Below are 26,732 nucleotides of genomic sequence, written 5' to 3'. Positions count from 1 at the left end.
TCGGCATAAATTTCTTGAAAAAGGAAAAAATAAGGGAAGGAAGGTATGGGAAAGTATACCTTCTGCTCCAGTCCCAGGTTCCGCTCCCTGAGGGTTACTGGGTTTCCCCTTCAGCATCTGTCCCTGTGTCTTTCCCTCCACTAGGTAGAAGCCCTGTAACGAAATTCCTGATTTTAATGATGAGGGGTTCATGCTCGGAAATATCCTCGGTTTCCTCGATGAAGTCTGCAGATTCGGAATTTTCATCCCCGTCGGACAGAATCCCTGTAAGGAAGTCCTTGATTTTATCAAGAGTTGATTTGGGAGCTTCGGGAAGTTCTGCCGGGTAGTCTTCAAGCGTCCCGACAGGTTCGGGCTCTATCTCACTTGCCCAGCGCTTTGCTATGGGGTCCCAGTATTCTTCCCAGTTTTCGGCTGAAGCGTCCCAGTTTTCGGAGGTTACTTCCCAGCTGTTTTCGTAGTAGTTCCATTCCTGTGTGACCTCGGCTCCGGACTTGAAGAAAGAGGAGAAGACAGTCCCTTTGTAGTTATTGCGGTCCTTGAAGTCCACCTCTGCATACGGGAGGTCCATGTTGCTGAGGTTTTCGGGCCGGAGGGAGTATTTCAGGTCATAAGATTCCCCGGGCTGCAGGGGAAAAGTTGTCAGAACGGAGGTAGATTTGTTCTCATCATCGACTTCAAGTTTATACTCTTTCAGAGAAAGAGGAGAGTCCTGCAACGTCTCCTTACGCCATAAACTAACACTGTCCCGGACTAATCCGGCTTCCATGGGGACCCTGTCGGTCAGGCTGGCGGAGGCAACCCTGTCCCCGTCATTCTTAACCGTGACAGCGACATCCACTTTATCTTCCCCGTCCGTTTTCATAGATTTGGTAACAACGATACGGGGGCCGTGTACCGTAAGGGAGATTGCCTCCGATTTTTCAGAAAGGTTGTACCCATAACATTCGGCACTGACGGATAAACCCTCGATCTTATAGGTGCCGGGCCGGGTTGGGACTAGGATATAGTATACATTGTAAGACTCTTTGCCCGGGATGGAGTCGGGGAGGATATCTACGAGCGTAACGGAGTCTGTGTCTTCAGGGATATGGAAAGATACCCTGCCCATGGAGCTTGGTTTATCCCCTGAAATTCTGGCAGGTTTCCCGTTCCTGTAAGCCTCGGCAATTAGCAGGCCCTCCGGTACCGGAGGGAGTACGAAACTCAGGTTCTCCAGGGGATAGCCCTGGAGATTATAGAGTGCTTCTCTGAGCACGCAATAGCCCTTGAGCCCGCGAACCTCGGAGTCCTTTATATACCAGGAACTCATGAAAATTTCCTTATCTTCGGAGAAATGAACGGTTTTTTCGGTGGAATCAGATTTCGATTCCTCCTCGTTGACCTGGGCGACGTCCTCTAGAGTGAAAGAATATGTGTAGAGCTTCCGGACGACGTTAATGTCCGGATCTGGAGAACTGAAAGAATGGGTTTTATTTCCCTCATATTCATACCCGAGAATATCATCACCCGTAGCAATTGCAGTAATGTTACAGGGCTCCATTTCTAAGTGAGAATTAATCTCTTCCCAGGAAGGAGCTCTCACTGTAAAGTTGATTGAACGCTCCTCGCCTTTTGCCAGCCACCCAAGGTCTGCATAGAGGTGGTCACCTTTACTCTGGATGTCCCTTTCCGAAAGGTTCTTCCTGCTGTCCGCAAGGTCGAAGTTTGTAAGGTTCACATCAAGTTTAATGCGTTCAATCCAGGCATCTCCGCTGTTTTTGACCTTGACAACAATTTCCTTTTTTCTTTCCGGGAAATAATCCGCCTCCCCGACAGATACGCCGTCATAAGTCTCGGTGCTTGATTTGATCTCGATTTCCATCTCGGGGTTTCCCCGTTTATAGTATTTTAATTTGGCATAAGGAGTACTCTGGCTGTCTTCGGTTATGTCGGTCAGTTCGATCTTCAGCTCATGGTCAATCTGGCACCAGTTTTCATATTCACCTGTTCCGTCCAGAAAAAGGATCTTATGCACCGGTTTGGCTCCTTCCTCAGCCTGTGCTATGGAGATATCAGCCATTGTACGCCCGAAGTTAAAATCGTTGACCTTAAGGACATAAGGGACAGTCTCATATTCCCCTGACTCGTTAAGGACCTGAACCTCAAGCCTGGTTCCTGAGTACTGGACGAATTCGGTAGTCGTCTTCCAGGCAACTTCCCCGCTTCCGAATTCCACCCATTCTACGTCATCGGCCCCGGAATCTTTCACTGTGTCAGCCGGGGCGTGAGTTTCGTAGGCCGAGACCGATTGTGCCAGCAAAACAGCCACAAATATTAGAACAGGAAGGGCTGAAGCAACCTTTGGTATACAATAACTCATAAGACCAAACTCAACAAAAGTGTGAGTTAATGCAGAATTAATTCAGAGCACAACTATAATTAGCAACTATACTTAAGATACGGTTTCCATAGTCTCTTTTCTCTGAACTCTGTTGGAACGAGCCCTGTACAGCACGAAGACTAAAAGCATGTACATGAAAAGCCCCACAAACACCAGAAGCAGGACGTATGAATAACCTGAATAGGGTGCATACCAGCAGGTAGAGTAGAAAGAGCATAATGCAAGTATTGTTGCAGCTAGCAGACTTAGGATTTTGTTCATCACTTGAAACATATTCTCAGGAAGCTATAAACTTTGCACAAATGAATTTTATAGTGCATAATTGGTTAATTATGGCTATATAGACCTCTTTATTTTCACTCTGTCTCCCCCAAGCTTGATTTAGTTTTATGTAGCACTTTCTCCATTCCCAGGGCTTGATTTAATTTTTATGCAGCACTTTCTCCATTCAGTTCAATTCGCTTTTTTGAGGACTTCGTATCCGAAAGCCAGGAGAGTTGTCAGGACCGAGATCATGGAAAGGGAAATCACGCTGTTGGAATACCAGGGGTTCTGTACATACCAGGAGAGCCCGCCGAGGACGTGGGTTATGCTAATCAGCAGCACTACGGCAACTCCCACAAAGTAAATCTCGGAGTCTATCAGGAGCCTCAACACAAAATACCCGGCAGCATAGTAGAAAAGGACCATTGCTCCCATGTAAGGGACGACAATTCCGTGCTCGACAGCAAAACGCAGAGTCGGGCTGAATTCATACTTGAGGATTAACTCTGTACTTCCCGCAAAATGAAAAGTTAGTAAATAGTCCGTAAGCACGGCTATACAGAGACAGAGGGGGATCAGCTTATAATTGTGATAGATCGATTGTAAGTTTTGCGATATTTCTTGCATAGTCTTTTACCCTGCCAAAGCTGTCGGTAATAATTTCAAGCGCTGGATCGGTTGCAGGTCCGGTCAGTTCAAGCAACTCAGCTCTAAAATTTTCCTTTTCCTGTAATAAATTATTTGCAAGTTCAATATCCAGAAGGCGGAGAGAATTCACACTGTCCTGGACAAACAACCGGGTGAAAAGCCCGAACTCTAAAAGTTTTTCTTTTTCTTCCCCCGAAAAACTGGCTCGTTCAAGGTCGTGCACAATTTTTACTATAAGGTTCCCTATTCTTTCCAGCTCGCCTGCTGCAAGCCTGTAGTAGAAAGCTTCAATAAGCCTGAGGCGGTCTTTTTTCGATGTCTTCCTGAGGTTAAGCCTGGAAATGAAGAGTTTTGAGAGCAAAAAGAATATTTTGTCTACGTCTTCATCCCTTGCTATGATATCCCTGATATTTTCGGGGGTTCTGGTTCGCTGTATCTCCATGAGGTCATTGAACATCAGGAACACAAGGGAAGACATCCTCTTAAACCCGGCTTCAATTGTAAATTCGTCCGTATCAAGGATATCCTGAATCAGGACTCTGGAACCATCGATCTCAATAATCTCAAACCCTATAAGTACCTTGCAGAGCTCCTTGATTTCATTCTTGATTTCCTGTTGATCTCCAATTCCACTTATCTCAAGGAACTGGCAATTCCCCATAATGTAGGTACCTATTATGTTTCTTTTAAGTTCATCCCCACTTTCTTTCATCACCAATCTTCTGGAGGCTGTCGGTTTTCTTATTGTGAGAGGGGAAATCACGAGAGAGCCGTCCTCCTGGTACGAGAGGTTAACTGATGAACCGGCTCCGAGAGCTGATTTCGTTACCCATTTCTTCGGGAGTGTCAAAATATACGTAGACTTCCCTGTGACCTGAACTTTTCTTGTTTCCATGTCCTACCCCTATCCTCAAATTTTTTACATAGAAACTGTCATATTAATTGTATTAACTAATAAAAAATTAACATGTGGATTCCTCTTAATTTCATTTGATTTTCTCTTATCGGTATAAATTTACCTTCCAGATTCCTGAGTAAATTTTGCAAGAATATTCTTAATTCAGCTTTCTTATCACAAAATACTATATAGAACTGATGAAATACATATATAAAGAACATCTTTATATAAAACGATGTCGTATTATTAAATAGTTGGTAGTATCTGAACATAACAGGTATTATCGGCAATTACTGGTAATATCGGGCGGAAATTGTTATTATCAGTAATTTATATATACTTTATTTGTCTGGTAAGCTGAATTTACCCACAACACCAGACAAGTAATTTTTAATGCAAAAACCGATTAGGATGGTTTTTTAATTCAGAGTTCGCAGCAAATCTCTTCGTTTTCAAGGCATTCAATGTTGTAACATGTGATCGGGAACCATAAACCTTTCATCCAAACAGTTATTTATTGGGCTTATCCCATGAATCAAAATTTATTTCTTTCTGCTGGCTGTGGTTGTTACCTCTTTTTCAATAGCAATGCCTCAAAAAAAATCTGTAATTCACCTTTCTCAATCCTGAAAAAGTTTCTCTTTGATGTTTTGTAGTGAAGCAAAGCTTTACTCCATATACTCCCACTTCTGTTTCAATTCTTCTGAGTTTTGGTAGATGCACAACTAAGATTTTTTTTCGCTACATCCTAAAAATATCTCCTGCTATGTCTTGACTTCATAACCGGTTATTGAGTTAGTAGGAGGTACTAAGAAATACTTTAATCTATATACAATTTTTTAATAAAGGTATTTGAAAAAGATTTAAATAGAAAATACTTAAATTAATATTTTAAGCACAAGACTATTATTCTTTGCTATTTCCCCCAAGAATAGGTGAATTTTATGTAGCCCGGCAGGAAAGAGAGTAACAGATTTCAAGGAGGTTAATCTCAACTTTTCCCAGATGTTTTGTTTAAATGAGTTGTGCTGAACTCGGATTAAGTAAAAGTGGAATTCTGGAGTTTGAAAGTCCCCCAACCTCAGATAGAGATTATGGGAGATACACTGTGTATGGGAGACACACTGTAGATGAAAGTCCTGCGCTTGATTGAAGAGAACTTTACTTACGGAATGACTTATTTAAAATTTTGATGACAAAAAAGAAAGACCGCCCTGGCTTTGAAAGAAACAGGATTTTTACCTGTTTTTCGTTCAGAGACTTCCTGGAACAACCTTGTACCCACAAATGAATTTCATTACAGATACATAACCAAAAATCAGATCATTTTAACCCCGGTGAGAGCGATGCTGAAACGGAAACTAGGAACCCTATTCCTGGTAACATGCCTTATTATACTTGGCGTGCCGGCTGTTTTAGGCAGCCCGAGTGCGCCGGTTGTATATGTTTCTGGAGACGGAAGCGGAGACTTCAACTGCGATGGGAAGGACGACCATGTGCAGATAAACCAGGCTCTCAAATATGTCAAAGATAATTCTGCATATACAACTGTTTACCTTAAAGGGCCATTTACATACGTCATTGACAGCCCTCTTCTTATGTATAGCAATACTATCCTGGAAGGAGATTCCAATGCTGTTATCACAATCGAAGATGATAATTCATGGGGGAAGGATATCCCTCTAATAAAACAGGCTTCCCCTAGTAAAACCAACCCCGGTAAAATAATCATTCGAGGCTTTGAAATCGACGGTAACTATGAAGGAAACACTGACAAACCACGCGGGAGCAGTTATCACACTTTAATGTGGTTCTATTATGATGATGTTGAAGTTTACAATATGTATTTACATGATAGTCATAATGACGGACTCAAAATTAAAGAGAGTAACTCTGTCAAGTTCCATGATAACAGGATTTACAAGCTTGGGCATGACGGCTTTTATGCAATCGAATGTGAGAACATTGAGTATTACAACAATACGTGCAGGACTAAAACAAATTCCGCTTGTCGCCTTTACAATTCCAATCACGCAAAAATACATGACAATATAATTTATACTGAGTTTGAGTCGGACGCAGGAGGTCCTGGAATTCAGATACAGTATACTAGAAAAGATGTAGCTCAGCCGATGAATGATATAGAGGTATATAACAACATTATTTATGATACATACGGTCCAGGGATCTGGCTTATAGCTTATGGTAAGTCATACGCAAAAACTGAGGCAGCAAATGTCCACATACACCACAACATATTCTATGGCTGCGGTACAAATCAGAACTACAATTGGGTGTGTGGTATAGAAACAAGCGGGTTTTATGATACCCTTATAGAAAACAACGTTTTTGATGGGAATTACAATGCTGCTATCATGTACATGTATCCGTCTGCCCCCCAGTTCAGCGGGCTTGAGCCAAATGGTATGAGTGATGATTATACAACAATTGTTCGTAATAACATCATTGTAAATACTTTAAAACGTAAGTATAGCTCGGAGGGGACAGGTAAAGGAGTTGTAAACTATTATCCGGAAACTCATAAGTTCATATTACAAAATAACTGCATATATAACAATGCAGGTGGGGCCTACAAGAATGCTGACTCAGACAGCGACATCTATGTAGATCCTCTCTTTGTAGATCAGAAAAACCATGATTATCACCTGAAGTCAACTTCTCCGGCAGCTGGCATGGGCGTATATGCCGGGGCCTCGACCGTGACCGACATTAAGAACACAGTTAACGAAACTCCTGTTACAGAGACTGAGGAAAACGTATCGTTTACTGAGGAGAACGCAACAGGCATTATTGCGGACAACCGCCTCAGGGAAGCATCTCCTTATATTACCTACCAGGAAAAGGCGTATATTGATATAGGAGGCAGGCCCGGAGTAGGAAGATATAGAGACCTGATCCTTTTTGACCTGAGCAAATACGACGATGCAGAGAATATTACCAGTGCAACCCTTTCCCTATACTGGTATTATCCTGACGGACGGGCAAGACCGGAAGATGCGATTGTAGAGATATATAGGCCAGCTGCAGCCTGGGACCCGCAAAGTGTGACCTGGAACAGCAGGGGTGATTGTGTGCCCTGGACATATCCCGGAGGAGACTGGTTCGATAAAGACGGAATTCTTCAAGGAGACGATCCGTATGCCACTATAACCCTGAAAGGATGCAGCCTGCCGGATAACAGGTACTATGAGATAAACGTAACTGAGCTCGTAAAAGAGTACGCCAGCGGCAAGTACGAAAACACAGGGTTCCTGGTAAAAACCCGTACAGAAGATGCGGATTACATAGCATTCTACAGTAACGAGGGAGGGAACGAGTCCCAGAGACCCAGGCTCAACGTAACCAAAAAATTAGCTGAAAGCCCGGTTGAAAACCCAGCTTTAGAAGTAATTATTACCGCTGCAAAGGGCGGCAGCCTAAATGAATGCCACCCTAAAAACATCCAGAACAAGCAGTTTATCGGTGTGGGAGCTATGAGTACTGGAGGCAGGTACAGGGATATAATGTGGTTTAACATGAGTGAATATACAGGTCCGGCAGAGATCGATAATGCTACCCTTTCTCTTTACCTGTTCTATCCTGAAAGCTCAAGGCCCGAAGAAGATACTGTTATTGAGATTTACAGGCCTGCTTCCGCTTGGGACCCAAGCTATGTAAGCTGGAATGGAAAGGATAGATGCACTTCATGGAAAAACCCTGGGGGAGACTGGTATGATAAAAATGGTATACTACAGGGCAGCACTCCATACGCTACATTTACTCTGAGAGCTAGCGACTTATCAGATAACAGCTACTTCGAGCTCAACATAACTGACCTCGTGAAAGAATATGTCAGTGGGAAACACGAAAATACTGGTTTCCTCATCAAAACTCACAATGAAAGCAATGACTATGTAGCCTTTTACAATAACGATGGTGGAGATGGAAAACAGCAACTAACGTTAAGTATCTGTACAAATGGTACAGTTAATGGTACAGTTAATGGTACAGTTAATGGTACAGTTAAATGAGATGAAGGAACAATAAATGATTTCCGTGAACAGAAGGGTGAAAGAAATTTTCACTCTACGTTAAATTTTTGTGATGATGGTTTTAAATAATTTACAGGTAATCTGGAATGATTTTTTTCATTTGATAGTGTCAAACAATATTCTACTGAGTTCTATACATTCTATAAAGGGAAATAGGCATCAATAGACACATTTTTCACCTATTCGTACCCAAAATTTTATATTTACTTACTTATATCTTATACCCAGTCGGCCTGCGCTGCAGGCAGATTTGAGCACAGCCAGAAAGTTCTGGCATCTGAAAATAATCCCTGAGGGAGAAATGAGTATTTACGATACAATCAAAAATGTTTTTACATACACAAAAAAGGAATTAACACCCTCAAAAAAGGTTTTATTGTGTTGTTCTGCTGCCTTATTCCTTTTTCTAATGCTGGTGGCAGCAACAGCATATTACATTCTGCCTATGGAAGCCAGAGGCGGGGCAGATTTTAATTTACGAAGTATCCACCCTCTTACGAGCTATGTGCACAGTGGAGAAATGGTACCTTTAAAATTTAACGTTTTTACCCATTCTCCCGGTCTTTATGAGTTGAAGGTTTATTCCCCCGAGGGGGAATTAGTTTTCAGGAGTCTGAAACCTGTCAGGCAAAGTAATCTGGGAGTCTGGACTGTTACTTCTGAGGTTGAGGTAAGAGAGTTCGGACAGTACGATGTGGAATTGTTTGGACTTTTCAACAAGAATGAAAATAAGTCCTACAGGGCCGCTCTCTGGATAGAAGACCTGAGTAAGAGGCAAGAAAGACTTTCAGAATCTGCAGGTCCCGGACATAATCTTTCCATTTGTACCGTAAATAAATCTTCAGTTTCTGGAACCCTGACCAAAGAGATCGAACCTGCAAGTTTTGAACTTCCGGAAAATAACAGACTGGCACTACTGGGAAATGAATCAGTGTTACCAGCAAAAAATAATTCAACGCCAGCTAAGGGACTCAGCAGTCTTTATATCAACTCAATCCCTGTAGGGAGCACGATCTACCTGAACGAACACGATATAGGAAGAACCCCTCTTACCATCGACGACCTTCCGGTCGGAAACTATTCGCTGATACTTGAGCTGGACGGGTACGAAGCACTTGAGACAAAAGTAGACGTCTTTGCCGGACAAACCACGACGGTTTACCAGCCTTTAGTGAAAATTCAGCCTTCGGATGACAGGAAAAAACCTTTGATAACTGCTCTTCACATAAAAGCTTTCATTATTTTCATGATTGCAGGCTTTTTTGTGTATGTTATAATTGAAATATTGCTAAAAGATGCTAATAAAATCCGATGAAAAGAGACTTTAAGGCGGATTACTGCAAAAACCACGGTATTTGCCTCCTGAAACCTCCTGAAATTACTTTTATAAGAAAGACCTTTTATAAGAAAGACCTTTTGTGATACGGAATAGACGTTCTCTATATATTTTGAATTGACATAAGTGATAACATATTTCTTTATAGTGGGTTCTTTCAGGCATAAAATATATTTCACTATAGTGAGTTCTGAAACCCTAATTTCTTCATCATACCTATTCGTTGTTATTTGATTATCGGAAAGGAGGCTTATTTCTGGGAACAATCAGCGAGAAAATCTTTTCCCGGGCAGCGGGAACAGAGGCAAAAGCTAACGATTTTGTGCTGGCAGATGTGGACTATGCAATGGCGCATGACGGCACATCGGTACTTGCCGTGAATGCTTTTAAGGAAATGGAGATGGAAAAGGTCTGGGACCCTTCAAGGATCGTAGTCCCCTTTGACCACATCGCGCCTGCGAATAATGAGACCTCAGCCACCCTGCAGAGAGAGATCAGGGAATGGGTAAAGGAGCAGGGGATCCCTAACTTCTATGAGGTCGGGGAAGGGATCTGTCACCAGGTCCTTCCGGAAAACGGTTTTGCATTGCCCGGAAAGCTGGTTGTTGGGGCTGATTCGCATTCCTGCACGTACGGGGCTTTTGGAGCTTTTGCAACAGGGGTAGGGGCTACCGATATGGCTGAAATCTTTGCTACGGGAAAACTCTGGTTTAAGGTTCCGGAAAGCTTCAGGATGACGGTTGAAGGGAGCCTTCGGAAAGGGGTCTATGCAAAGGATCTGACTCTTTACCTGATCGGAAAGACCGGAATTGCCGGGGCGACCTATAAAGCAGTTGAGTTTTACGGGCAGGCAATCCGCGAACTTACGGTTGCTGGCAGGATGACGCTCTGCAATATGGCAATTGAGATGGGCGCAAAGACCGGGATCGTCCCTCCGGACGAAAAGACCTTCGAGTTCCTGAAAAACAGGGCAGCAGCTACTTATGAACCTGTCTATGCCGACCCGGATGCTGTTTATCTGGAAGAGTTCACTTATGATGCCGACGATATCGAACCCCAGGTTGCCTGCCCGCATCAGGTGGATAATGTAAAGCCCGTAGGAGAGGTTGAAGGCACTCATGTAGACCAGGTCTTTATCGGGACGTGCACGAACGGCAGGCTTGAAGACCTCGAGGTCGCAGCAGCAGTCCTGAAAGGAAAACAGGTTGCAGTCAGGACAATTGTGATCCCTGCCTCTCGCACCACCCTCCTTGCAGCAATCGAAAACGGGACAATGGAAACTCTGCTGAAAGCCGGGGTAACCCTTGCAACCCCGGGCTGCGGACCCTGCCTCGGTGCCCATCAGGGGGTGCTCGGAGAAGGCGAGGTCTGCGTTTCAACCGCAAACAGGAACTTCAAAGGCAGGATGGGAAAAGGCGGTTTTATTTATCTTGCATCTCCAGCAACTGCAGCAGCCTCGGCCCTGACAGGAGAAATCACCGATCCGAGGACAGTTTGAATATTCAGTCCTTTCCTCTTATATTTTTATTTCCCTTCTCTTCTTTTTTATTTTTTATTTTTTATTTTCTTTCTCTTTATTTTCCGTCTCCTTTTCCGTATCAACAATATGAAAATTCATCTTAAATCCAGCTAAAATTTATACCATGAATTCTATATTCTAAAGCAGGAGGGAATAACTATAACTGAAGAGCTTAGTCACGACAACCTTTCCCATCTAATTGAGCACTGGATCGAACATAACGAAAGTCACATACAGAGTTTTAAAGAATGGGCTCAGAAAGCCAAAAAAGACGGTTTTCTCGAAGCCTCCGAAGATATCCTTGAGGCTGCCAGCAAAGTTGAGGAAGCAAACGAGCTCCTTAGCAAAGCAAAAGAAGGGCTTTTCCATATCCACAGCCACGAATGACTGTAATGGCTAAATGTCCATAACTTTTTCTTAATTATTTATGTGCCGGGCATGTGCCCGCCACCTTTTCTCTTTTGCTTTTGTTTTTTGTTTGCCTCTTCCTGACCTGCTTTATCTCCGGAAGATTTTACCCTGCACGTTCCTCCCGGGTCAGCAGAGCCTTTACATTTTTTAAATCAATGATCAGCTCTTCTACTTCCGGTTCATCCAGATATCTCATAAAACTTTGTTCCCCTTCAGGGTTTAGGTCATCACTATTCAACAGCTCTTCAATCAGATCATTTTCAAGAAGACTCTCTGAGGTGTTATTTTTGCTTTCAGGCTTTTTTTTGTCCCTGGAAATAGGGCTGGAATCCCCGCTGGAAATTATATTTTCATTCAGTTTTGCCGCTGAGAAAGGATAAACATTTTTTCTTTTTTCTTTCTTCTCCGGAAAAGTCTTATCTTTACCTTGTTCTCCTGCTCTGTTTTTCGGGTCAGCTTCTCCTGTTTCGCTTATTATGGTAGTTTCTTTAGTATTGTCTGTTTTCTCTATTATATCTCCGGATTTTTTATCTTCAGAGTTTTTATATTCAGGTTTTTCGACTATTCCCTTGACTACTATCTCCAGTCCCCCGGCTTTTACCTCTGAAACTCCGGGCTCTGCCGCATGAAAAGAATCATTGTTGACTTCAAGAGGTCTGGACATTTTTACATATACTTTTCTGGGAAGCGGAGGGAAAATTTCTTCCCTCCAGGGGAATTCTGATATTTCTTCTATTTTTTCAGTTTCTAATTGCTGGGCCCTCTCAATACGGGCTTCGATCTCCTTTTTTTCTTTCAAAAGTCTTTTGATTTTTTTCTTAACTTCTTTTCTACTTTTTGTCAAATCCTCCATATCCTCGATATTTACGTCAGCTGTTTTCGGCTTGAGTATTAAATCCTTCAACTCGCTCGCTTTCAGGTTCTTTAATCCGCTATCCCTTAGTTCTTTTAACCCCTTAAATCCCAGTTCCTTCAAACTGTTCATCCAATTACCTCCCACAAAGTTTAATTGTTCCAACTTCAATTCTTTTTCAGAAACCTTTTCACAAATTTTTTTGGAAATTTTTCAGAAATTTTTCTTTCTGCCTCAAATGAAAACATTTCATATCTGGAATGTGAATACACTCGATACAACCGGAGGAATAAGGATCATACAGAGTCCTGAAATTCCGGACATCAGGCCCCCATAGAAAAAGAGTTTGTAATCCCCTCCGCCTTCCACGATCTTCACCACAAGCGTGTTTGAAACGGTGAGGATAATTATCACTGAGAAGGTTAACCTGTACAGCATGGGTATGCTTTCGGCTACGTCGAACATGCTCATCCCCATCGCAGAAATTCCTCCTGTTCCTCCTTCCATGGATATATATGATTCGTTCATCTTGGAGACAAGCCAGCTGAATTTGGAAATCATCTCCAATACAAAGACCAAGAGCCCTACCATAACAGCATGCAGGGCTATGGCAAGCCCCCTGAAGCCTGAACTGACCATCTGCCGTTTCATCCTTAGGAGGACGATTGCCAGGCTTGAATTCGAGACTATGTTCCCTATCTCCGCAGGGTCCCCTCCAAGTTCTACTGCATCGGTAAAGATCCTTGAGCACCTGTTGATCAGTTCGGAGCCTGTTTCTCCTATGAATTTTTCCCAACAGAGCTTTGACTTAAACCCCATGGAAAGGCCGGAATGCAGCTCTTCAACTCCTGGCTTAAGACAGCCTATGTTTTCCCTATCAAGTTTTTCCATTGCACTCCGGATAGTGATTCCGGTGGTTCCGGCAAGAGTTCCGAGGGTCTTTATAAAAGTCGGAAAACTACTGTCCCTTTCATTGATTTTTCGATCGTCTTCCATAGCAATAATGCCTATAGGAAGTGTAAAAACGGTCACTCCGAGCAGAATAAATTTCAGTTCAGTTCCGCGCAAAATGAGGGCAATGAGAACAATCGCTCCGATAGGGAGCAGAACCCGACTCAATAGCCTTATTTGCTCCTGTTCCTTTGATTTGAAGCGGAGCGCATGTACCTTTTTTTCGGCAGGAGCTGCCTTATATATTATGTAAAGGGCAAGCCCGCTTATGAAAAAAATTAGAACCTGTAGTAGAAAAGCAATTGCTTCTATATTCGTGACATTATAGATCATGACTGAAACCAGAATTATGGTAACAACGAGGGTTACGGATACCATCAGGGCATTATAGCCGTCGGTCCATTTTTTCAGAGATTCGACACTTCGTTCGTACTCATTGGAGTAGATCTCTTCCCTTATGATTTTCTCCTGCTTCAGGAAATTTTTTTCCTGCTCTCCGGAAGAAAGGATATTTGCCATTCTTACCAAAAATTTTGAAAGATAAACGTCCTTTAATTTCTGAGAAATGTACTGACAGGCTTTTGAATATTCGTACCCCCATTTCGAGGCGAGGATATGGATCTGCCTGAAATATTTCGAAGCTTCGTACTCTTTCTGGCGACCTGCATAATAGAAGATCCTGTCCCTTTCTATATCCGCAGTTGAAATCGCAGCCATGTATATCAGCAGGAAGAGCATATCGTCATTGACTCTTTCAACAACTCTGGTATTTTTCAGCTTTCTGGCAATGTTAAAGTAGCTTTCGGCTCCCTGTTTTGCTGCATTCAGGCTTAAGTTCGGAACTGTTTGCACAAAAGTCATGATATCAGTCCTGCCTCCTCAAGTCGGATCAGGGTATCGAAAATGTCATAAAAATTTGTAATGTTTGCCTGGTGGATCTTCCGGAGGATTTTTGCTCTTCTGTCAAGTTCGGAGTAAATTTTTCGGACCTGGTTTTCAGGAATCCCCATACGAGGAGCAATTTTATGCTCCAGCAGGTAAGAGTTGTTTTTCCCGGTAAACTTGAAGGTATCCGTAGCAGGGTCCCATTTGAAAATGTCCATGAAGTTAAAAGCCTGGCTCTCGGAATCGTAGCCTACGATTTCGTTTATGCTCAGGACTCTTCTTTCAAGCCCTTTTCCCGGGATGTTTACGGCACTCTGGATCAGAACCACATTCAGATTGTCCACATAACTTCTGGGGACATTTATGGAGTCTCCTGTCAACCTCTGGATGAGTTTCTCAACCGAGGCGGCATGGAAGGTGGACATTACAGAGTGTCCTGTTTGCATTGCCTGAAAAGCAATGTTTCCTTCAACCCCCCGGATCTCTCCGATCATAATCTCATTCGGGCGCTGGCGCAGGGCGGCCTTTAACAGATCAAACATGGAGACATCCGAGCCGCTGTCGTCCCTTGTAGTCCTTGTAACCTCCCGGGTCCAGTTCTTATGGGGCACCTGCAGTTCCGGGGTATCTTCAATGGAGACTATTTTGGATTCCGGAGGAAGAAAAGTAGTCGCTGCATTCATCATTGTGGTCTTTCCGGAAGCAGTTCCTCCTGAAATGAAGCAGTTCATTCCTGCCCTGAGCATCATCCACATGTATGCAGCCATTGTGTAGTCGATTGTTCCAAACTCAACAAGTTCGAGGATTGAAATAGGGACTCCCATAAATTTCCTTATGGTAAAATTACTCCCTCGCTTTGATACGTCTTCTCCGAATACGATATTAATCCTTGAGCCGTCCGGAAGCGCGGTATCAACTATCGGGTCCCTATAGGTGATCGGTTTTCCTACTTTTTCGGACATCTGTATGACAAAAGAATTGAGTTCCTCGATTTCCTCAAAAGAGATTGTTGTTTTAAGGGAGGAGAATACCTTATGTTCAACAAAGATCCTGCCAAGCCCACTGCAGCTGATATCCTCTATATTCGAGTCAAGCAGTAAAGGTTCGAGCACTCCCATTCCCACCTTGTCCCTTATCATCATGTATTTGATCGCATCGAATTCCTCAGACGTCACGGGAATTTTCTGCAGTTTTCTCGTTTTGAAGATTTTGCCGGCTTCCCTCAGGCTCCCGAAGATTCCGTTTTTTTCGCTGTAGGTCTCCTCTCCTGGGGAATTTTTTTCTTTCCCTGAAGCGTTTTTCTTTTCCTTTCGTTTTCCTTCCGAGGTCTCGGAATTTTTCTTTAGTTCTTTTCTCACTTCGCAGGTCTTTTCAAGAACTTTTTCGAGGAACCTCTTTTTTTCTTCAGGGTCTTTTGTGGGAATATCCTTGTCATATATCACGTCGATGAGTAACTTCTCTACTTCCTCAAATTTAATATCCAGTTTCTGGAAAAGACAGGGTTCTATGGGAATGTAATAGTTTCTTACGTCTTCCTTATCAGGATATATGTGGACTGCAAGCCCTTTCCCGGCAGGATAAATCAGGTTGGGGTGTTTGATGCTTTTAATGGTTCTCGAAATTCTCGGATAGAATTCCGGAAACCCGATCTCATCCGTCGGAAGCCTGCAGATATAATCAAGGATATGATGGTTTTCTTCCCTGCTGACAAACTCCTGCATTTCCGAAGAAAGGCTGGAGTAAATTTCTTCTCTGGAACGTCCTCCATCCTCCGGTGCAGGCAATGGGTCAAAAGGCAGAGCTTCCATCTCAACTCCTCATTCGGTTTTTTTCTCCAATTGCCATCTTTCCGGATTTTTTCTCAGGCTTTTACCTTTGAAACAGGAATGATCTTCAGTCCGAACTTACTGTCCACATCAAAACTCAGCAAATTTCCTCTAGTTTTCCTGGCACCTCTCAGTTTCTGAATTTCCATAGTCTTTATCCACTGGTCCCCCACCTGCTCTATCCGAAGTTCAAGGCAGACACTGCAAACTGACCTCAGCCTGTAAAGCACGGACTGGGAAAATGCATACCCGTGCACGCTGATAAGAATGGTCTTTCCATTATCGCACAGCTTTACGCATTCGGTAAAGAAGTTTAATACTGCGTTTTCCGAAGCATTCACTGCAAAGATCGTCAGGGAATCTATAAGAATCAATTCTTCTTTACATCTTTTAATGCATTCCAGCAACACCTGAAGCAGGCTCTCACTCAGCTGGGGATTTTCCTCGACATAGCCTGCATTAATTTCAAAGATTTTTGCCCTGCCTATTATGAAGTAGTCCGAAATCCCATGTTTCAGGCTCTCCATCTGGTTTAGAAGTTCTTTTGAGGTCTTTTCCGTTGCTAAAGCAAGGACTCTTTTATCCTGGTTCAAAGCTCCCCACATTATCTGCTGCAGAAAAATAGACTTCCCACTGTCGTTTCCACCTTCTAGCAGGCAGAGCGAACCTACGGGCACTCCCCCTTCCAGTTTCCTGTCTATTTCCAGATTTCCGGAAGATATGAACTCCAGTAATGCTTTTTCTTCCTCTTTCAGGTCGCTGAATACTTCTTCGTAGAACAACTCATTCTTAAACAGTGCTCCTTCGCCCGTCCTTCCTTCCATTTCTCTCTCCGCCCTTCTCCGGGAGTCCCCAGTAAATTCCCATAATTTTTTAGCAGCCGGCCCCCTCTGTTCCGTTTACCGGCCTCTCAGGCTTTTCTTTGATTCCTAATTATCCACCAAAGCAATTATCCACCGAAATACCGTGAAGCCTTTGCTCCGTTGGGAGCAGTTACCATAAGCCAGTTTACACTGGAGTTTCCAATCGGATCTGAGGAATCCAGCCTGACCTGTACCTCCATTTCCTCTCCCGGGTCAAAAACTCCCGGGTTTATAAGGTCCGGAAAAATATCCACTTTTGTCCACCTGTTCTTAGCAAGAATTTCGCTTTCCTGGTAAGGTACCCAGACTGTTTTTATGCTTCCCGATTCACTCTGGTAGGTAACGATTACATCCATGTAAGTGAATTCCCCTATTTTTGTTGAGCCTATGTTCTGCAGGGAGACCAGAATATCCACACTGTCAGTAGAGATGCCTGTGATCTCTATTTCCGTTTTTACCATCTCATTTTTGTTTTCCTGCATCTCAATGACTGAATCTGCAAGCACATCTGCCATGTAGAACCCTCCTTTCGAGCAGACATACGATGCCAGGAGGATGGTTGCGACCGAGATCATTGCTGCAATTATTGACCCGAAACCCATTATGACACCGTGAAATAGGTCTCTTCGGAAACCCCGTTGTACGTACTGAATTTGATAAAGTATTTCTCTCCGCTCACAGGCAGGTCTGCAGGTTTGATTTTTATAAGCAGGGTCTCTCCTTTATCCCAGTCCTCATCTCCGTTCTGTTCTATAAGGTAGCTCCAGCCAGGAACTGAATTTCCATTTTCGTCGTAGGGTATGCGTTCAAAGTTTCCTACCTCCCCGAAAAATAGGTCGGATTCAGGGATCATGCCTGAAGATATTTCCTTGCACCCCACATTTTTTATCCAGACATGAATCTCGGTACCTTCAGCTCCGGTTGTTTCATGCAGGATTTCCATATCTGTCAGGATCTGGTCTCCCATAGCGTCCGATCGGCTCATTATCGGGTCTCCTGCCGAGATTACCGAGGGGTACACCGCTGAAATAAATGCAAATGCACAGATGACGGATGCTGTTGTAAGGATCGCAGAGCTTATCGATTCCCCACTCAAATTTCGACCCCCTCTTTACTTCCAGGTTCTTTCAAACCGGATTAATCGCTGCTGATTTCTGATTAAATAGTTTATCAAATTGGTTAATGTACGATTTTTTATGATCTTATTATGATCTTAAGTTGAATCAAATGAAATAAGTCAGATGATACTCTGATAAAGATGATATTTCCTTATGTATACGATCTGTATTTATGAGGATGATAGTGATTTCTCTTGAATGCGCCAACTATTTTTTCCGCTTAACTCCAGATGACTGGAGGCGGCAAGTTTTGATTTTTCAGTTTTTCTCATTTTTCCCGCTTCAAACTCAGTTGAAGACAAGCCCTGCTTTCTTCTCTTTTTCTTTCCCTTTCCAACCTGAAGAGGCTTCGTAAAATGGCTGAATATTCTTTTTGAAGTCCTCTGGGTTCAGGATCGCACTCAACTGCGAAAGCACCATGATGTTGTCCTTCATACTGACCCCGTCTTCTCCTACGGGCTCTTCAATCGAAAGGTTTGCAATATTTTTTATAATAACTTTAATTTCTTCAGGAAGATGTCCGGTAAGAGTATAGAGGTTCAGCAGTTCTTCGAGGTTGTTGTGTCCTATTGTTCTGACAGCATAATCCACCCAGCGCATAAGTTCAACCAGCGTGAATGTGTCAATTTGTTGGGAATTTTCCGTCTCAGGCCTGTTCATTTCCTGTTTCTGGACATCCTGTACGGGATTTTCCTGACCGGAACTGGCCAATTTTGGAGAATTTTCACTGTTTTTTACATTTTGATCCCCTGCCTCCGAAATTCCTGCCGCAGGCTTCAGTCCGCTTTCTCCATTGCAGGTCACATCTGGCTGCTTATCTACGCATTCTTCTTTTTCCGGTACCTTAAGCTTCAATGCTTCAATGCTCTGGATGTTGCAAAAAGGATTCTCATTTTTATTCACCAGGTCCCTTATGTCCGTGAGTAACTCCTTAATCTCCCCTTTCATTATTTTCAGTTCGGTTTCGATTTCGTTTACTCTTTTGTCCAGCTCCATTCAACCACCTGAATCCGAATATTACTTTTTCCACTAAAAGAAGGAGGAAATATCCCCTTGGATTAGGGATTACTTCAGGTTCATTACAGCATCTATCTGCGGAGGAGTAACTCTGGTAATGGGCACTATTGCACCGACCTTCGGTTTTACCTCAATTCTGAATTCTGTGTTGACTACATCACTTACGGTTCCGCTCTGCAGCTTTGATCCCTCGGGGATCTCGATGGTGATTTGAACTTTTTCGTGCTGTTCCAGTACATCATCCTCATCATTATCTCCTACAAAAGTCTGAGTCCAGACTGTTTCCGGGCTATAGAGAGCGCTGTCGGAATAAGCAATGACCATCATTCCTGCAGTACTGTTAGCTCCTATATCTATCGGAGACTGACCTGCTGTTAATTGAAGGGTAATAGTTATATTATCTACACTAGGGGTATCTCCAGGAGTACCTTTTACAATCACATCCCCTGCAAGTCCAATCGAAGAAGTTGTCTGTTTGACACCTTCATCAATGGTTTTCTTGGCGGTATCAGAGGTAGTAAACCCAGCTCCAAGAACTACATAGGAGAAAACTGCTGCCACCACTACAAAAGCTGTCAGCACTATTGCGGATTCTAGCCCTGTAAAGGCTTTATCGTCTTTTCTAAAGATGCTAAAAATCCCTTTCATTCTGTTTTCACTCCATCTTTTACTTTCGAATGAAAGCATATAGAAAAGTCAAAAGGCTCCATTCCCCAGCGCCTGATTTTCTATGTTTCTGGGTTGTAGTTTGTTATAGGAGATATCTGTTCAGGAGCTGTTGCTTTTGGTTCCTAGTGTAATGACCCCCCTATATACATACAAACAATTTTACAACAGATACTACACTCTTCTAATTTATTAACTTTTACCAAAAAATTTTAAAGTCAATATATTAGTATTTATTTAAAATTTAGCCATAATTTAAACTGCAAAGGTCTCGGGCGGAAAACTTTGAGGAAAAATCAGAATCCATAACTTAGTTTATAAGCTAATAAAAAGATTCTCAGCCCGAATTTAAATATTAAACATGAAAAAATTTTGTACTTTTGTTGGATAAATAAAAAAGAGAGTACAAAACAAAAATTAAGTGAGGTTTAATAAAATTTCTCAATCTCGGACTTTACGTCTTCGATTGAAAACTTTTGCCTCACAAGAGGTTCTTCACGAATTGTCGGGAACATTTCCTCCAGGGTATCTTTATCTTTTTTGTAAAAGATGCCGTTTGGAATCTTTTCTCCCCATTCAAGAACCCTTTCGAAGGCTTTCATGCGGTCGTAAGGGTCGTATTCGGCTTCGAGTTTGTAAACTCTCTCCCGATACCACTTGAAAGTATTCACCTTGTTAAAAGTGACACAGGGCTGAAGAATGTCCAGAAGGGAAAAGCCCTTGTGCGTTATGGCAGCCTTCATCAGCTCTTTGAGATACTCCGGGTCTCCTGCAAATCCCCTGGCTACGAAACTGCAGTCCTGTGAAATTGCCAGAGCAAGGGGGTTCATAGGCTCGGCAGGGACACCTGAAGGCTGGACTTTTGTGCGGGTTCCTTTGGCTGTTGTAGGCGAAGCCTGTCCCTTGGTAAGCCCGTAGATCTGGTTGTCATGCACTATAAGGGTAATGTTCGGGTTTCGGCGGATAGCATGCAGGAAGTGGTTTCCCCCTTCCCCGTAACAGTCCCCGTCCCCGGCAACTGCAATTACGTGCAGGGAATGGTTGGCAAGTTTTGCAGCCGTGGCAACAGGAAGAGTCCTTCCATGCAGCCCGTTGAAGGTGTGGCACTTCATGTAGTGGGGTAGTTTTCCACTCTGTCCGATTCCCGAAACCGCGAGGACTTCCCAAGGCTCTATGCCAAGTTCGACAAGTGCCTGTTTGACGGCCGAGAGGATCTGGAAGTTTCCGCACCCAGGGCACCAGGCAGGGACCTGGCCTTTATAGTCTTCAGAGGTAGGCATCTACTTCCTCCTTCAGGTTTTCAATACTAAAAGGTCTTCCATCGTACTTTAAGATCTGATGGGTAAAATCAAAGCCTGTTTCGGCCCTTACGAGTTTTGAAAACTGTCCTGTGGCGTTATTTTCGATGGAGATGGTAAGCTTTGCCTTTTCAAGAAGCTCGATGTAATCCGATCTGTCCCGTTCGGGGAGCGGGTAGACCTGGCTGAAGTGCATCATGGCAATTTTCCTGTCTCTGGAGAGGATGTCCACCACCTCTTTTATCACCCCGTATGTCGAGCCGTGTCCCACAAGCACTATTTCCGGAGAGGGGTCTCCGTACAGAAGCGGGGCTTCGATTTCTTTTTTTATCAGTGGCAGTTTTTTCAGCAGCCTTTTCCGGACCATTTTAATGCGGGTTTCGTCGTCTTCTATGATGTGCCCTTCTTCATCATGTTCGTCACTGTCTGCCACTACCAGATGTTTCCCTGCTTCTCCGGGGACTGCAAGCAGGGAGATACCTGTATCCGAATATTTGTAGCGTTTGTACTCCTCTACCCCTTCCAGATCTTTTTTTCTCAACCGGTAATCATTATAGATCAGGTGCTCGAAATCGAAGTTTTCAAAAGTCCACTCCGAGTCTCCAAGATACTGGTCGGACTGGATAAATACCGGAATCTGGTACTTTTCAGCAAGTTCGAAAGCCCTGTTCGTGAGATAGAAAGCCTGTTTTGGAGTCCCCGGCTCAAAGATAACCTTTGGGAACTCGCCGTGCCCTGCGTACAGGATGAAAAGCAAATCTGCCTGCTCGGTGCGGGTGGGTAAACCCGTAGCAGGTCCCGGGCGCTGTATTTCGGCAATCACGAGAGGTGTTTCGGTCATCCCTGCCAGGGAGAGCCCTTCCACCATCAGGGCAAACCCCCCTCCCGAACTTCCGGTCATTGCCCTTACGCCTGTAAAAGAGGCTCCTATTGCCATGTTAACGGCTGAAATTTCGTCTTCAGCCTGTTCTACGACAAGGCCGTGTTCTTCAGCTTTTGAAGCAAGGTAATTCAGAATCCCTGTTGAAGGCGTCATGGGATAGGCAGAATAGAATTTGCAGCCGGACATGAGAGCTCCCAGCCCTATAGCCTGAACCCCATCTATGAGCATGAGTTTTTTTTCTTCCGGCTCCATGATTTCAACGCCCTCGCAGCGGGGGCAGTTTGAGAGTGAGTAATTGTAGCCTGCCTCGGCACAGGCTAGGTTTTTCCCAATTACTTCTTCTCCTTTTTTCTTGAAAGTGCTTTTCAGGATTTCATTCAGGTTCTCAAGCCCCAGGTCAAGCAGGCCAAGTACTGCCCCGGTTGCCACGGTATTTGCCATGATACTGCTTTTCCCGACATCCAGGGCTATTTTCTTGAAGGGAACATCTATAAACTCAGGCCTTTCAAACTTCTTCTTTATGGTCTCGGAGTCATACAGGATAAATCCGTCATTTCTTACACTTTCTTTGTGAATTTCGATCGTGTTCAGGTCCAGGGCGAGAAGAATGTCGACCATATCCCTGGAGGCCGATACCTTCCGATCGGAAAAGCGAATCTGGTAGAAATTATGTCCGCCGCGCACCCTGGACATGTAATCCTGGTGTGTAAATACATAGTATCCTTTTCGGGAAAAGATTTTTGCAAGGGCTCCTCCTATTGTCTGCAGCCCCTGTCCTGCCTCTCCCCCTATTCGAAGTGTATAGTCCAGAAACTTTACCTCCAAACTTCCTTTGTGTTTTAGAGTTCCAGTCAATTCCCATATTTCTAATGTAAGTTTAGGATTCTCTAAGAATCATGAGAGTGTACAAAAAACAGAGCTTGCAACCTCTCCGAAATAATTACGGTAAAACAGAAATTCCTTTGATTTTGTTTTCTTTCTTTTCCTATTCTCCCCTGCCTTTTTCAGGCTTTCACTCTCTTCAGCCCCTTAGAAGTATTAATATTAAACCTTAAATAATCTTGCTTCCTGGCCTGATCCTGAAATTCGGTGAAAAATCTGTACTAAAACGTGATATTAAAGTATTAGTAAAATAAGTTCACATATGAGTAAATGAACATAATGAGAGAATCAGGTTCCATGTCCGATGTCTCTCAAATCGATTTTCTGAGAATTTTCTGCTGATCTGAAATGAAGTCTTTAAGAATAAAGTGTTTTTGAAGAATATTTGCACAGGAGAAGGAGCTAAAGTGTTGTCAAATGATGCGATAAAAGACTTCTTTGCTAAAGGCCGGGGTGTTTTGCTGGGTTTTTCCCTCATACTTCTTGGAGCTCTACTGATTACGGTTAATAAAATAATTGCTTCATTCCTGGTTCTCATAGGAATCATTCTCCTCGCACTGAGTGACTATATTGGTGAAAGTGGGGAGACATCAGAATGGGATAGGATAACTGAGGATGAGAATGAATAGGATGGATCTGAAATCTTCGAATTTCAAAACAAATAAAAGATCTTCCCAACGAGAATACAGCCTATTAAAGCGATTCCCAGTATCAATATCTCCGCCTGGAGTAAAGCGTATAATATCAAAAAACAAATTATTGAAGTGACCGCACAGGCCAGAATGTCCACAGGATTGTTCATGCCTGCCTCCATTCTTATTTTAAAAATCCCCTTATGATAAGCATTTCTACTTTTGCTAAAAATTTAATAATAACCTGATGTATAATATTCTATGAATAACTCGTTATCAATAGGCAGTAAAAGTGCTGATTGCGGCTTAATTGCCAAATGATCATTGAAAATCGGAATCAGTATAAACGACGTAAGAAAAAGGCAAAGAAAAAAGAAAAAAGAAAAAAGAAAAATGTGTCCTCACCCTGCTGTTTTCATTAAAGGAGGGGATTTCTGGCTTCGGTGAGATTCAAGGTAGGTTTTTATTTTTCTGAATGGCATGGGTTGAATTTTTCCCTTTGTCTTTCATTCCGGAGCTTCAGAACTTTCCGCGTCCGAGTTGTGCATGTGCGCGTGCCAGGTGTCCGGCTGCCTGTGCCCCTATAAGGGAAATCTCCCCTGCAAGTACTGCAGAGGCCACGATTTCTGCAAACTTTAGCGAGTTTATGCCGGGCTCGTCTCCTGCTCCTGCCACCCCAAGGATATTGAGGCAATCCCTCTGGGTTCCAAGGCCGGTGCCTCCGCCCACCGTGCCGACAGGAAGAGCTGGCAGGGTGACCGAGCAGTGTATCTCCCCGTATTTTGTAAGTTCCATACTCGTAATTGCGGTGCTGCCTTCAACGACGTGGGCAGCGTCCTGCCCGCAGGCAAGGTAAAGAGCAGCGATGACGTTTGCAGCATGGGCATTAAATCCCATGGCTCCGGCTCTTGCCGAACCAAGCAGGTTTTTACTGTAATTCACTTCAAACATTGACTCAGGGGTACACTTGAGAGTCTCCTTGACTATCTCTTCAGGGATAGTTACTTCGGCAACCACGGTCTTTCCTCTCCCGAGAATGGTACTTATGGACGCAGGTTTTTTGTCTGTGCACATATTGCTCGAAAGGGTAATGGGATGCGCGCCAAATTCGTCTTCTATGAGGTGCATCACCGCATCAGTGGCTATGGTCACCATATTCATGCCCATCGCATCTTTTGTGTCATAGGAAAACCGGAGATAGACATACGTCCCGGTAACGAAAGGCTTTACCGAAACCAGCTTGCCAAACCTGGTCGTCTTTTCAGCAACCTCTTTCATCTGCTCGAAAATCTCGGGACGCTTTACCCATTCATAAAATTTCTTGGCTCTGTCAAGGCTTTCAAGCTTGAAGACCGGAGCTCTGGTCATTTCATCTTCAAACACTCTGACATTTGCCCCGCCTGACTTTGTGATGACCGAACATCCGCGGTTTACACTGGCAACAAGGGCTCCTTCCGTTGTAGCCAGAGGGATATAGTATTCGGCGTCTGCATATTCCCCGTTTACTTTCAGAAGGCCGGCAGTCCCCAGAGGGATCTGAACTGCTCCTATCATGTTTTCAATGTTTCTCTTTGTCACAATTTCTACATCTAAAGAGAAGTTCTGGATGTGTTCAAATTCGAGTTTTGCGTACTCCTGAATAGCAAGTCTCCGAATTTTTACGGCTGTTAGCGGCTCTGCAAACTCTTCGATCTTACGAAAGGCTATATCTCCATCAAGAACCTTCTGTAAAAGAAGCTTTTCTTCCTCACCAAGTTCATAATCATTTAAAAACATGAAATCACCGGTTGATCTTTTTATTCTCTTCCTCAAAATTAATGTCCCATATTACAGTAAGAAAGCTAATTCGAATATTTTAACGCTTGAATACGGCGCCTTTGTATTAAGATCCATTTTTATCCTAAATATCTCCATTTTAGCATATAATTCATTCCTCAAAAACAGTTTTCAGACTACCTCACATAGTCCATCAAGATATCCCGGAAAGCATAAAAATTGTTGCCTGTTTTGAAGCAGTAGTTTCCAAAAATAGTTTCTTAATCGTCAGCAGAAATACCCTTCCAATAGAATATAGCTTTAAGAATAATTCCAAATTATTTTTAAAAATATGGTTTTAAAGGAAGGTCTTTGAAAAATAGTCATTAAAAGCTATTTTAAATGATTATTTAAAAAAAATTTTGATAAAATTTGAATAAATTTTAAATGAAGTTTCTGAAATTTCCGGGTATTTTAAGGGAATTTAAGGATTTTATTGTATTTTAAGGGAATTTAAGGGAATTTTGAATGAATTTTATGGTATTTTAAGGAATTTGCCTCTCCCTTTAAGTTGATTTTTGGCTCAATTGGTTCAATTATCAGATTCAGAAGTTTATAATCAACTGGTTTTCCTCTCTGTACGTCAGAAAAAGTTCAGCCACATCTTTTGAGCAGATAAACTCAATCCCCGGGATTAATTCTTCCTTCTTAAGGCCGATCATATCTGAGGCAAGCTGACAGCATCGGAATTCTACTCCCATTTCTATGCATTCCTGGACTGAAGCATCGTACTTGGGTGACCCTCTCGTTTTATCTTTCTTTGCAAGCAACACTCCCATAGGTCCCCACAGAATAACCAGAACGTCGAGCCCTTTACTTCTATAATACTTCGCGAACTTGAGAGTTTCCTGCGGGCTGGTGCTTTCGTACACCATGTTTTTGAGCAGCAGTAATACCTTTTCGACTTTTGTCATAAGAACCCCAGGTCTGAACAATACTTTTCTGAAACAGATTACCTGGATGTATATAAAGTTTCACATTGATACTGCGGTTATATTCATTTTCCCCTGTATTTATATAAATTTGCCAACTCCCTCAGAAACTTGAAAAAATCCATACACTTATACATAATTTAGCTAATTTTATTGCAGTTTTAAAATATGCAGTTGCATTTTAATTCTCAAGGGGTCTGAAATAGGCCCACTCAAAAAATCTATAAAGTCAAATATAAAGTCAAAACACGATTATAGAATTCAAATTTTTAAAGTTCTATTTGGATGATTAGCAGGGCTTATACAGGCTGATTATCTGTTTTTGCATGGTTAATGTTTCATACCGGAGGAATCAGTCCTTGAATAGAAAAGTAAAAACAACAGAAAGGACTTTAAGTATGCATAAAACAGAACTTATGGCTATCTGATAAACACTGAATTATGGCTATCTGATAAACACTGAATTATGGCTATCTGATAAACACTGAATTATGGCTATTTGATAAACACTGAATTATGGCTATCTGATTAGCACTCTTTTTTGTTTCCGAAAATCTCTGCAGGTATCTTTTTTTCTAGCTTTATCTTGCCTTTCCCTGA

At 42.9% G+C, this 26,732-nt stretch carries 20 protein-coding genes; 4 read left to right on the top strand and 16 right to left on the bottom strand.

Annotation, left to right across the window (positions count from 1 at the left end; genetic code table 11):
- Window positions 1-94 precede the first annotated feature (94 nt).
- From MA_RS16170 to MA_RS16155, 4 genes are all read right to left on the bottom strand, one after another.
- The gene (locus MA_RS16170) at window positions 95-2,362 is read right to left on the bottom strand and encodes a hypothetical protein (RefSeq protein WP_011023030.1); all 2,268 of its coding nucleotides are present in this window, start codon (window positions 2,360-2,362) and stop codon (window positions 95-97) included.
- 72 nt (window positions 2,363-2,434) lie between these two features.
- Window positions 2,435-2,644, bottom strand: a complete 210-nt coding sequence (locus MA_RS16165; RefSeq protein ID WP_048065608.1) for a hypothetical protein — start codon at window positions 2,642-2,644, stop codon at window positions 2,435-2,437.
- 192 nt (window positions 2,645-2,836) lie between these two features.
- On the bottom strand, window positions 2,837-3,274 hold the full coding sequence (locus MA_RS16160; RefSeq protein ID WP_048065607.1) for a hypothetical protein: 438 nt from the start codon (window positions 3,272-3,274) through the stop codon (window positions 2,837-2,839).
- Window positions 3,228-4,190 (bottom strand): phosphate signaling complex PhoU family protein, encoded by a 963-nt coding sequence (locus MA_RS16155; protein WP_011023027.1) that lies wholly within the window; start codon window positions 4,188-4,190, stop codon window positions 3,228-3,230. Before MA_RS16155 ends, MA_RS16160 begins: the two co-directional genes overlap by 47 nt.
- Before the next feature lie 1,349 nt (window positions 4,191-5,539).
- Here MA_RS16155 and MA_RS16145 point away from each other — a divergent pair.
- The 3 genes from MA_RS16145 to hacA all read left to right on the top strand — a co-directional run bounded on the left by MA_RS16145 (window position 5,540) and on the right by hacA (window position 11,079).
- Window positions 5,540-8,224 carry a disaggregatase related repeat-containing protein gene (locus MA_RS16145; RefSeq protein ID WP_048066441.1) on the top strand — a complete coding sequence of 895 codons (2,685 nt, stop codon included), beginning with the start codon at window positions 5,540-5,542 and terminating at the stop codon, window positions 8,222-8,224.
- A 436-nt stretch (window positions 8,225-8,660) separates the two neighbouring features.
- Window positions 8,661-9,560: a PEGA domain-containing protein gene (locus MA_RS16140; RefSeq protein WP_157860282.1), complete on the top strand. Its 900-nt coding sequence runs from the start codon at window positions 8,661-8,663 to the stop codon at window positions 9,558-9,560.
- A gap of 244 nt (window positions 9,561-9,804) precedes the next feature.
- Window positions 9,805-11,079, top strand: coding sequence for a homoaconitase large subunit (gene hacA / locus MA_RS16135; RefSeq protein WP_011023024.1), 1,275 nt, complete (start codon window positions 9,805-9,807; stop codon window positions 11,077-11,079).
- Window positions 11,080-11,614: 535 nt separating this feature from the next.
- Here hacA and MA_RS16125 read toward each other — a convergent pair.
- The 10 genes from MA_RS16125 to MA_RS16080 all read right to left on the bottom strand — a co-directional run bounded on the left by MA_RS16125 (window position 11,615) and on the right by MA_RS16080 (window position 22,726).
- A complete protein-coding gene (locus tag MA_RS16125) occupies window positions 11,615-12,496 on the bottom strand; it encodes a YadA family autotransporter adhesin (RefSeq protein WP_048065604.1) in 882 nt (293 codons plus the stop codon).
- Between the two features lie 117 nt (window positions 12,497-12,613).
- Window positions 12,614-14,176, bottom strand: coding sequence for an archaellar assembly protein FlaJ (flaJ, locus tag MA_RS16120; protein ID WP_011023022.1), 1,563 nt, complete (start codon window positions 14,174-14,176; stop codon window positions 12,614-12,616).
- The gene (locus MA_RS16115; protein ID WP_011023021.1) at window positions 14,173-16,008 is read right to left on the bottom strand and encodes a type II/IV secretion system ATPase subunit; all 1,836 of its coding nucleotides are present in this window, start codon (window positions 16,006-16,008) and stop codon (window positions 14,173-14,175) included. The genes flaJ and MA_RS16115 overlap by 4 nt, the downstream gene beginning before the upstream one ends.
- A gap of 53 nt (window positions 16,009-16,061) precedes the next feature.
- Window positions 16,062-16,850, bottom strand: coding sequence for an ATPase domain-containing protein (locus tag MA_RS16110; protein ID WP_048065603.1), 789 nt, complete (start codon window positions 16,848-16,850; stop codon window positions 16,062-16,064).
- A gap of 125 nt (window positions 16,851-16,975) precedes the next feature.
- Window positions 16,976-17,491 (bottom strand): hypothetical protein, encoded by a 516-nt coding sequence (locus tag MA_RS16105; RefSeq protein ID WP_011023019.1) that lies wholly within the window; start codon window positions 17,489-17,491, stop codon window positions 16,976-16,978.
- Window positions 17,491-17,985: a hypothetical protein gene (locus MA_RS16100; protein ID WP_011023018.1), complete on the bottom strand. Its 495-nt coding sequence runs from the start codon at window positions 17,983-17,985 to the stop codon at window positions 17,491-17,493. Before MA_RS16100 ends, MA_RS16105 begins: the two co-directional genes overlap by 1 nt.
- A 310-nt stretch (window positions 17,986-18,295) precedes the next feature.
- Window positions 18,296-19,003: a hypothetical protein gene (locus tag MA_RS16095; RefSeq protein ID WP_011023017.1), complete on the bottom strand. Its 708-nt coding sequence runs from the start codon at window positions 19,001-19,003 to the stop codon at window positions 18,296-18,298.
- Between the two features lie 69 nt (window positions 19,004-19,072).
- Window positions 19,073-19,672, bottom strand: coding sequence for an archaellin/type IV pilin N-terminal domain-containing protein (locus MA_RS16090; RefSeq protein WP_011023016.1), 600 nt, complete (start codon window positions 19,670-19,672; stop codon window positions 19,073-19,075).
- A gap of 446 nt (window positions 19,673-20,118) precedes the next feature.
- Window positions 20,119-20,970 (bottom strand): 2-oxoacid:ferredoxin oxidoreductase subunit beta, encoded by an 852-nt coding sequence (locus MA_RS16085; protein ID WP_011023015.1) that lies wholly within the window; start codon window positions 20,968-20,970, stop codon window positions 20,119-20,121.
- Entirely contained in the window at window positions 20,957-22,726 is a 1,770-nt protein-coding gene (locus MA_RS16080; RefSeq protein WP_011023014.1) for a 2-oxoacid:acceptor oxidoreductase subunit alpha, read from the bottom strand. The genes MA_RS16085 and MA_RS16080 overlap by 14 nt, the downstream gene beginning before the upstream one ends.
- A 437-nt stretch (window positions 22,727-23,163) precedes the next feature.
- Between MA_RS16080 and MA_RS16075 the strand changes: the two genes are divergently transcribed.
- Entirely contained in the window at window positions 23,164-23,382 is a 219-nt protein-coding gene (locus MA_RS16075; RefSeq protein WP_048065601.1) for a hypothetical protein, read from the top strand.
- A gap of 522 nt (window positions 23,383-23,904) precedes the next feature.
- Here MA_RS16075 and hmgA read toward each other — a convergent pair.
- Both hmgA and MA_RS16065 read right to left on the bottom strand, forming a co-directional pair.
- Window positions 23,905-25,161 carry a hydroxymethylglutaryl-CoA reductase (NADPH) gene (gene hmgA / locus MA_RS16070; RefSeq protein WP_048065600.1) on the bottom strand — a complete coding sequence of 419 codons (1,257 nt, stop codon included), beginning with the start codon at window positions 25,159-25,161 and terminating at the stop codon, window positions 23,905-23,907.
- A gap of 584 nt (window positions 25,162-25,745) precedes the next feature.
- A complete protein-coding gene (locus tag MA_RS16065; protein ID WP_048065599.1) occupies window positions 25,746-26,114 on the bottom strand; it encodes a DsrE family protein in 369 nt (122 codons plus the stop codon).
- Window positions 26,115-26,732 lie beyond the last annotated feature (618 nt).

The sequence above is a fragment of the Methanosarcina acetivorans C2A genome (assembly GCF_000007345.1).
Taxonomy (GTDB): domain Archaea; phylum Halobacteriota; class Methanosarcinia; order Methanosarcinales; family Methanosarcinaceae; genus Methanosarcina; species Methanosarcina acetivorans.
Note: the sequence above shows the minus strand (reverse complement) of the source record. Positions and strands in the feature narration are given on the sequence as shown.